The organism is Mycobacterium kyorinense (assembly GCF_002101735.1).
Taxonomy (GTDB): domain Bacteria; phylum Actinomycetota; class Actinomycetes; order Mycobacteriales; family Mycobacteriaceae; genus Mycobacterium; species Mycobacterium kyorinense.
The window spans coordinates 1-7,262 of record NZ_LQPE01000084.1; the positions used below are offsets into that span (position 1 = coordinate 1).

7 protein-coding genes and 1 pseudogene are annotated in these 7,262 nt (G+C 64.1%); 2 read left to right on the plus strand and 6 right to left on the minus strand.

Translation table 11 applies throughout. The features are described 5' to 3' along the window. Nucleotides 1-48 precede the first annotated feature (48 nt). The gene (locus tag AWC14_RS28625; protein WP_158089887.1) at nucleotides 49-201 is read right to left on the minus strand and encodes a hypothetical protein; all 153 of its coding nucleotides are present in this window, start codon (nucleotides 199-201) and stop codon (nucleotides 49-51) included. 301 nt (nucleotides 202-502) lie between these two features. Between AWC14_RS28625 and AWC14_RS10185 the strand changes: the two genes are divergently transcribed. Both AWC14_RS10185 and AWC14_RS10190 read left to right on the plus strand, forming a co-directional pair. Then, nucleotides 503-730 carry a ribbon-helix-helix protein, CopG family gene (locus AWC14_RS10185; RefSeq protein ID WP_084264287.1) on the plus strand — a complete coding sequence of 76 codons (228 nt, stop codon included), beginning with the start codon at nucleotides 503-505 and terminating at the stop codon, nucleotides 728-730. Next, a pseudogene (locus AWC14_RS10190) lies at nucleotides 727-1,002 on the plus strand (toxin); the annotation flags it as partial. The gene AWC14_RS10185 and the pseudogene AWC14_RS10190, both read left to right, overlap by 4 nt. Before the next feature lie 122 nt (nucleotides 1,003-1,124). On the opposite strand, the gene AWC14_RS28145 reads toward AWC14_RS10190, so the two are convergent. From AWC14_RS28145 to AWC14_RS10210, 5 genes are all read right to left on the minus strand, one after another. After that, complete coding sequence (locus AWC14_RS28145) at nucleotides 1,125-1,766, minus strand: hypothetical protein (protein WP_142281658.1); 642 nt, start codon at nucleotides 1,764-1,766, stop codon at nucleotides 1,125-1,127. Beyond that, entirely contained in the window at nucleotides 1,760-2,989 is a 1,230-nt protein-coding gene (locus AWC14_RS29545; RefSeq protein ID WP_236724182.1) for a hypothetical protein, read from the minus strand. The genes AWC14_RS28145 and AWC14_RS29545 overlap by 7 nt, the downstream gene beginning before the upstream one ends. Before the next feature lie 97 nt (nucleotides 2,990-3,086). Then, nucleotides 3,087-3,740 (minus strand): hypothetical protein, encoded by a 654-nt coding sequence (locus AWC14_RS28150; RefSeq protein ID WP_139807279.1) that lies wholly within the window; start codon nucleotides 3,738-3,740, stop codon nucleotides 3,087-3,089. A 2-nt stretch (nucleotides 3,741-3,742) separates the two neighbouring features. Then, nucleotides 3,743-4,747 (minus strand): ParA family protein, encoded by a 1,005-nt coding sequence (locus AWC14_RS10205; RefSeq protein WP_158089888.1) that lies wholly within the window; start codon nucleotides 4,745-4,747, stop codon nucleotides 3,743-3,745. A 1,481-nt stretch (nucleotides 4,748-6,228) separates the two neighbouring features. Beyond that, nucleotides 6,229-6,993 carry a hypothetical protein gene (locus AWC14_RS10210; protein WP_084264285.1) on the minus strand — a complete coding sequence of 255 codons (765 nt, stop codon included), beginning with the start codon at nucleotides 6,991-6,993 and terminating at the stop codon, nucleotides 6,229-6,231. Nucleotides 6,994-7,262: the final 269 nt, after the last annotated feature.

Genomic DNA, 7,262 nt, shown 5'->3' on the forward strand with positions numbered 1-7,262 from the left:
AGAGACTCACGCGATGGCCCTCTTACGTCAGGGACCGACACGCCGCCATCACTTACACCACTCCCCGGGACGCTCCCGGCGGTCCCAGCGGGCGGCGGCACCGAGCACCGACACCCGTCGCCGATACTTCGGGCACCACACCAAATGCAAACCCAGCGAGCACACGCCTCCCGGCGTGCGACGAAACCGCTGACCTGACACACCCAGAACCCTACGAGACGACACCGACAAAACTGGCCTGACCACACTGTTCACCCACGCCCCGATTCCCCCGGCCGCTAAAGCGACCGGCCCCCTCGGAGCGCATCGGTGGCCGGTGTGCGCAGCGCTACCCATCGACACGAACAACCGCCACACCGCTGGGAGATGGTCATGTTGATGAACTGTGTGTGATAGTGCGCCGATTCGCCTTTACAGGCGCATCGTTCCGATCGTGAACCACCCGGGCCGCATCGGGGCGCGGGCGCCGGAACGTGGGAACAAGTGTCCCACTAAAAATAGGATGGCGAAGGATAAGATTTCGGTGACGATAGATCAGGCCGTACTTGCGGCGGCCGATGCCGACGCCCACGCGGCCGGCTTGAATAGTTCCGAGATGATCGAGCGAGCCTTACGTAACGAGCACTTGCGAATCTCGCTCGAGAACTACACTGCGTGCACCGTCCCAGCACTCGATATTGACGCCTACGCGGACAAGGTTTATCAGGCGAATCGGTCCGCCGGCCTGTGATCGCCCCCGGCGACATCACGCCACGCAGCGATAGTGACCATGACCTGTACGTGGTCGTACTTTCGAACACGATCCACCTCGCCGCGGCTACCGGACGGGTGATCGGTTGTCCCTTCGTTCCCGGTGAAATCCCCGGCTGCACGATGGCTATGGTCGTCACCGTGCAGCAGCCAGAAAGCATTGTGTTGCCGGAACTCGTTCAGTGGCTTCCGATCGCGGCTCTTGCCGAGCCCATCGGGAATATCGGCAGGGCAGCGCTTAGCGAAACGGCCGGCGCTGATTTCCTGAAGCGTGTCGAACAGGCTAAGTCATCAATCACGCGGCCACGTGCCCCAGTTTCGATGAGAACGGTGCCCCAGATTCAAGCGAAAACCGCACATTAGCCGGCCTGACATCAGGCGTCGCTGGCTGACACCGACCGAACTGCCGCTCGCTGTACCAGTCGCTCATCGCCAACGAATACGTAGAGATAGTTGGACTCGTTCACCGTGTTCTCGGCGTCGAACGGAGCTGCGGAAAGCCGCCTCACGGTTGCACCTACAGCGCTGACGAAATATTCGGGCCATTTGACTATCCGCGTGGCCAGAACCGGTGAGTCTGAGTCGGCCAGTCCGACAGTCACAGGAAGATGCTGTCCCGGTGCGAGCGCGGGCATTCCGGGACCCTTCCCAGGCGGCGTGTCCCTGTGGGGGTTGAACGGGATGCACTTCCAGGGCGAGGCGCCGAATCGGTAGCACAGGATGCCGTTGTAGCGGGCGTCGACCCACGCGAAATGCGTGTCAGCGGTTTCGAACTCGTCGATCTGTTCCGGTGTGGGCGAGATGTAGTCGACGAGGAGAACGCACCCGTCGGTGGTCAAGATCAGCTCGGGGCCGCCTGGCCAGCGCTGGACGCCCGAGTCGTAGGATTCGCCGACACGGACTCGTAGCGGGTCCGCCTCGCGGGTCATGCGCGCGGGGTCCAGGCGATGCGCGCGCACACTCGGGCCGGCGGACACGGCCCCTTGGTCATGCACATTCCCGGTCTGGTCTACCACGGTGAGGGCGTCGTGAGGGTGGTCAATGCGCTTGCGTGCCGGACTACTGCCAGTCGTGCGAGCATCCGGTCGCGCATCGCGTGGTCGTCGGCGACTCCGGCGGCGAGTAGCGCGCGCTCGAGCCTGGCTTGGCGTGACCATGGCCACTGCCTGGGCCGTGATAGTGCTGCCGCCTGGTAGGCCTTGCGGTCGCGGGTGCGCTGGGCGGCGTCGCGCCCATCGTCGGCCAGACCGAGTCGCGACAAGCATCGTTCGCGCAGCTCGCGGGTGATGCGGGCAAGCATGCTTGTCTGATGGTGGCGGGCCCGTAGGGCGAGGCCGAGTCCGAGGTGCAGCATTACGGTGCCGAGTACCGGGCCGAGCAAGATGCGGCCGATGGCTTCCCCGGGGGTGGACATGGCCCATGCCATGTAGGCCATTGCGGCGCACATGGCCCACACGATGGTTCGGAAGGAGCCGGGTTGGCCGTCGCGGTGGACATTGACTGCCATGCCGGCCCCGCACACCACGAGCGCTAGCTCGGCCACGGCGAACATGGTGAACCGCTCGCCGTCGGCGGTGGGAATGTGGAGGACTAGGTCGAAAAACCGCCACGAGGTGTTCAGCGACACGGGCAGTGATACCACCGCGACTGCGTAGCAGGCGAACGCCATCCATGGCGACCGTTCCTCGCGGCGCCGCCCGGACTCGGGTAGAGCGGCTGCAATTCGGTTATCCGCGGCGTTGCCGGTGACGTCGGGGACGGTCACAGGGGCCGTGACGGTGTCGTCACCCCGAACGGTGTCAGTTTCGTCGGCGGCCGGCGCGGCCGGTGGCATTGATGCCGCGGGCATTTCCGCGCCGGTGTTAAGGCCGTGACCGGCCGCGGGTGTTTGATCGGCCGGGTGTCCGGTGTAAGGGATTGGCGCGCCGCTCGCCGTGGAAGCATCTTCTGTCAGCCCGTGCGCATCCCGATACGCCTTGACCTCGGGGGATACCTTGCTTCGGGACACCGAGATGCCGTAGCCGGCCAGCCACGCCATGACTCGTGCTGGTGGCGCGCCGGCCAATACCCCGACCGCGTAGCGGATTGCATCGGTCTTGGTCTTCGTTCGGGCCAATGCCGCCGCATGCGGGTCCTCGTCTCGAACGTCCCACGAAGATTCCAGTTCATGCCCCGCATCGCGCGAGACTCCTTGTCCGGCGTTCCGGACAGGCGCGTCGATGGCAGCCGTGGTGGTCACGACTTGTCCCTCCTGTAGCAGCGCGCCCCGTGGCGGCTAGTCCGCATTGTGGCTCCCCCCCCGTTTGTCTGAATGGTCCGGCTTCGGCGCCCTTGCCTTAGTTCTTTCCGTGCAGGAGAAAGTGCTCAAGGACGGTAGCGAGGAACGGCGACATGTGCGTCGCGTTGACATCGTTCATGCGCTGTTTAATCCATTGGCGCTCATGGGCTTTGAAGGCGATTTTTGCTTCGACGGTTGGCTCGGCAGCGTTTTTGGCCGACTGAGGCTCGGGCATCAGCCAGGGATCATCGGCGGCGGTTGTCGCGAACAAGGCCGCCAGTGCCGCGGTGGGATTTTTCTGCTCGTCCTTGGCCTGGTCGCGGACAAACGCGAACGCGTCGTAGACGGTCTGCGCGTAGCTGCGGAACTTCCTCTGACGCCTGTCGACGAGTTCGCGATACGCCCGTGGTCGCAGGTACACCGAGACCGTACCGGTCTCAGGCTGCTCAACAAGTCTGCCCATGTCAGCGGGGGCTGAGGGCGCCGGCAGCGTAGTCGCCGTCTGTTGCGGCTGCGCAAGTTGCGGGGCGCTGCTGGTCGGAGCCGGTGTCGACGGTACCTCGGCGGCTGGTGGCGCAGGTACCGCCTGCGGTTCGTCTGCCGGGGCCTCCGGCTCCTGCGTTCGTGAGCGGAGCATCCCCTGAAGCTTGGTTCCGCGCTGCGGTGGCGCTGCAAAGGTGCTCTGGAGGCTCTTATGGGTTTTCTCTGCCATGATCACACCTCCGTGTACTGGGTGGACAGCTCATTGATGCGTTGCAGGATTTCCTCAGCAAGGCCTTCGTAGTCCTCGGCCAGTCCGGCGCTGCTCGCCGCACCAGTCGATACCCCACCCTTGTCTTGCGAGTTCGTTCCTGCCCGCAGCCCTCCTGACCGCAACAGCTTGAGACGGTCACGTTGTGCAACCCGGCTGGCGGATTCGAGCTCGAAGGCCATCAGACCGTGGCGGCGGCCGTCGAACGTCGCGGCATCCGAGTGCCGGATGATGTTTTTGAAAACAGGTGCTGCTCCCCCGAGAATCTCGTCGACGGTGGTCTGCACACGCTCAGCGATGCGGGTTGAGGAGCTACCGAGCCCAAAGCGCACCACTCCCCCAAGCATCAATGCTGGGTTGTCTTGGCGTGCTGCCTCGAAATGGCGCGCAACTACCGAGAGCCCATCGATGCTGGCATCGTCGGCGCGGATCGGGACAATAACGGTTCCCGCTACGCGGAGCACCGCGTCCATCGCGGTCATGTCCACGGGAGGGGCGTCGATCAAGATCAGATCGTAGGTCCGTTTCAGGCTGGCAATTTCTGCGATCAGTGCCGCGTGCAGGCTCTGGGTCGCCGCGTTGGACGCGAAATACTTGTATATGCGCTCCAACGCATACCCGCCGGCGATCAGGTCAACGCCTGGGCGCACAGCCTCGTAGAACGGTGGTGGCGCGCTAGGCGCGCCCGGGAGCATCAGGGCGGCGGCATGCGCCTCGCCGTTGCTGGCGATGAGGTCTTCAACGGTTTCCCACTCCCCGACCGGCAAGCCGAAATCGCGAGCGCAGTTTCCCTGCATGTCGAGTTCGACCAGCAGCACCCGGTAGCCGCCCATACCGAACAGGGCCGCCTCATTGGCCGCAAGGCTGGTCTTACCTACTCCCCCTTTTCCATTGGCGAATGCCACCGCGTGGTATGGCGTTGGCACGACGCTGGTGACAGTCGGAGCTGGGCCGGTCGTTACTGCCATGGGCTTGGTCCCTTGCCTTCTCGTTTGGATCGTGTCCACGACGACACCACTGCTCGCGCGGGGTTCTCGCGCGCGACGCGCGATACCGTCGCAGCATAAACGCGTGCCCTGCGTGTGTCTAGCGCGCGTGTTCCGCGTGTCTACACGCGCGGTGATCGCGGTATCTGCGCGTGTACCGCGCGAAATACAACGTGTGGCACACGCGCGGTCAACGCCTATGGCACGCGCTGAACTACGCGTTATGCACGTGTGGCCCGCGCGCGGTCGAGGCGTCGATGTAAGCGCTTTCATCACGCGGCCTCCGCACATCATCGCGCACTATTATTCGCATTCTAGCAGCGTTGGCCGCGCGTTTATTAATGCGTTGTACCCGCGCTGCGTACGCGCGGTAATACGCCTGCTTAATCGCGATCGACCTCGCGCTGGACACGCGCGGTACGCAGCGTGTTCTATAGCGCGCTATCAAGCGCGCTTACCGGCGCGCAACAGGGCGGCGCAGCAAACGCGTCTCTGCGCGCTGCCGTCCGCGTGGAGAAACGCGTCCTATCAAGCGCGCCATTCAGCGCGGTCTATCATGCTCACCTGCATTACTAGTCCGTTCTGTGGCACTCGACGAATGGCCGCAAGATAGGTGCTGAAGTCTGCTCTGCAGCTATCACGCCAGCGGCCTCGCCGCTGTGCAGCAATTCCGCCCGGCCACACGGGCAGGCAATGGAGAACTCGGCGTCAGAGCTCGCTTCGTTAGCGCGATTGTTCTCCGCCGGCTCTCAAGGCCGGTCTTCCCAACCCATGCCGGGTTCTTCCAACGCTGCGGGCCGCGCCGCGCATCCTGCGCGTCGTGCGCTTCCCACGTCGGGCCCTGACGGACCCGTTCTTCGTGAGACCGAGCCAGAGCTAGATTGAGGGCGTCATGCTGTGAGTTTGATATTCAGGTCTCTGGTCCCGCCCGCGTTGGACGGCCAACAGGGGCTGCCATGCTGTAGCGCGGTGTTGCTCGCGTTCTCTTACGTCGCGATATGTATTGGTATCAGGCAGGGGCCTCGATACTTCGCAGCGCGCCCACGGCATCAGGGCCTAATCATGATCGGTCTTGCGCGCGGTCAACCTCGCGAAGGTTGTCACGTGCGGCGGGCTATAACTGCGCGCCGTCTTGCATCGACGGTGTTCGACCGCCGCGAACTGGGGAAACCCGATCGCGCGCCGGTGGCGTTGTTACGCAAAACCAAGAATTGCCGCCTGAGAGCCCCGTAGAGCGATCACAGGCCTTCGCCGGGACTTCCCCCAGCTGGTGGCGCTGTTTGTTGCGCTGTGGCGAATTTGCGACGTTTCAGCAGGCCAGAGGGGGTGCGGCAGGCCATTCAGCTTGTGAAATACGGCCCCGGGCGGCCTCGGTGGCGCCGGGGCGGATGGGTTTGGCGGAACCGATCGATATCCAGCCCGACAGGGGCGCCCAGCCCGCGCGCGGCGTTCGAGATCTTCGACTACGAAGTTGCGCGTCGTGCCGTAGCGGAGCCGAGCGCGGCGAATTGGCTGCGGAGCTCGTCTGCGCGGGCCAGCACAGTGTGTACGGAACGAGGACGGTTCCCGTCTAACTTCAGGACGGCTGGCGCGGTGCGAAGCTCGGCGGTGGCGAGCCCCATGATCACCATTGTGGCGTTGGTCAAGTCGTCGCTGCGTCCATCGATCTCGAGCTCGTCGATCCACTCGCGCTCCTCGATCTCAAAGCGATCGGCATGGTCAACCAAGTCGGTGATGACCGCACGCAGTTCGTCGCTCCGGGCATTCAGCCAGGCATGCTCGGCGGGCGACCGCTCCCGTCGCTCTCGCTCCGCGCGCCGCGATGCCCTCGTGATCTTTTCGTCGGGCCGGTCGTAGTGCAGCAGTGCTTCCAACCGATCGATGCGGTCGAGGACCCCCTGTTTGCTGACGCCCAGCTGGGCGCCGAGCTGGGAAAGAAAAAGGTTCAGACCCCGTCCTGCTTTGAGGAAGTGCAGTTCGCGGCGACGGTCTTCCCACCACAGCCAGTTGTTCAGGATAAGCGCGTCGCACACGTCGGCCTGTAGAACCCAACGCGGAATGTCTGGCCCGCTGTATTTACGCAGGTAGTCGAGCACTTCACGAGGATCGGAGTCTGGTGAATCCGGCAATTTCTCGCGGCATGGGTCATCCACTTTTGCGCGCCGCCGTGCGATCCTGGAGATGGTCAACTCGACCTCGGAGCGATGCACCTTGGGTCGAGTTGCCACCCCGTCAGTATTTCACTGACGGATGCGCGCTGCTGGTTTCGACACTTGAGTATGTTGCTGCTGCCGTTGTGTTCCGGTTGTCGCGGTGCCGTGCCAGCTGTGTATCGCGCCGGCTGGCTGCACTAGTGCTTCTGCCAATCCCGGCCATATCTCCCGCGGCTGCGGAGCCCGGTGCCTCGCTTCGGCAGGCGCGGGGCTGCCAGCTGTTGCGGGTTGAGTGGTCGGTAGCTGTCGGTGGTGTGCTGTAGGAACGGACGTATGAATCTGGC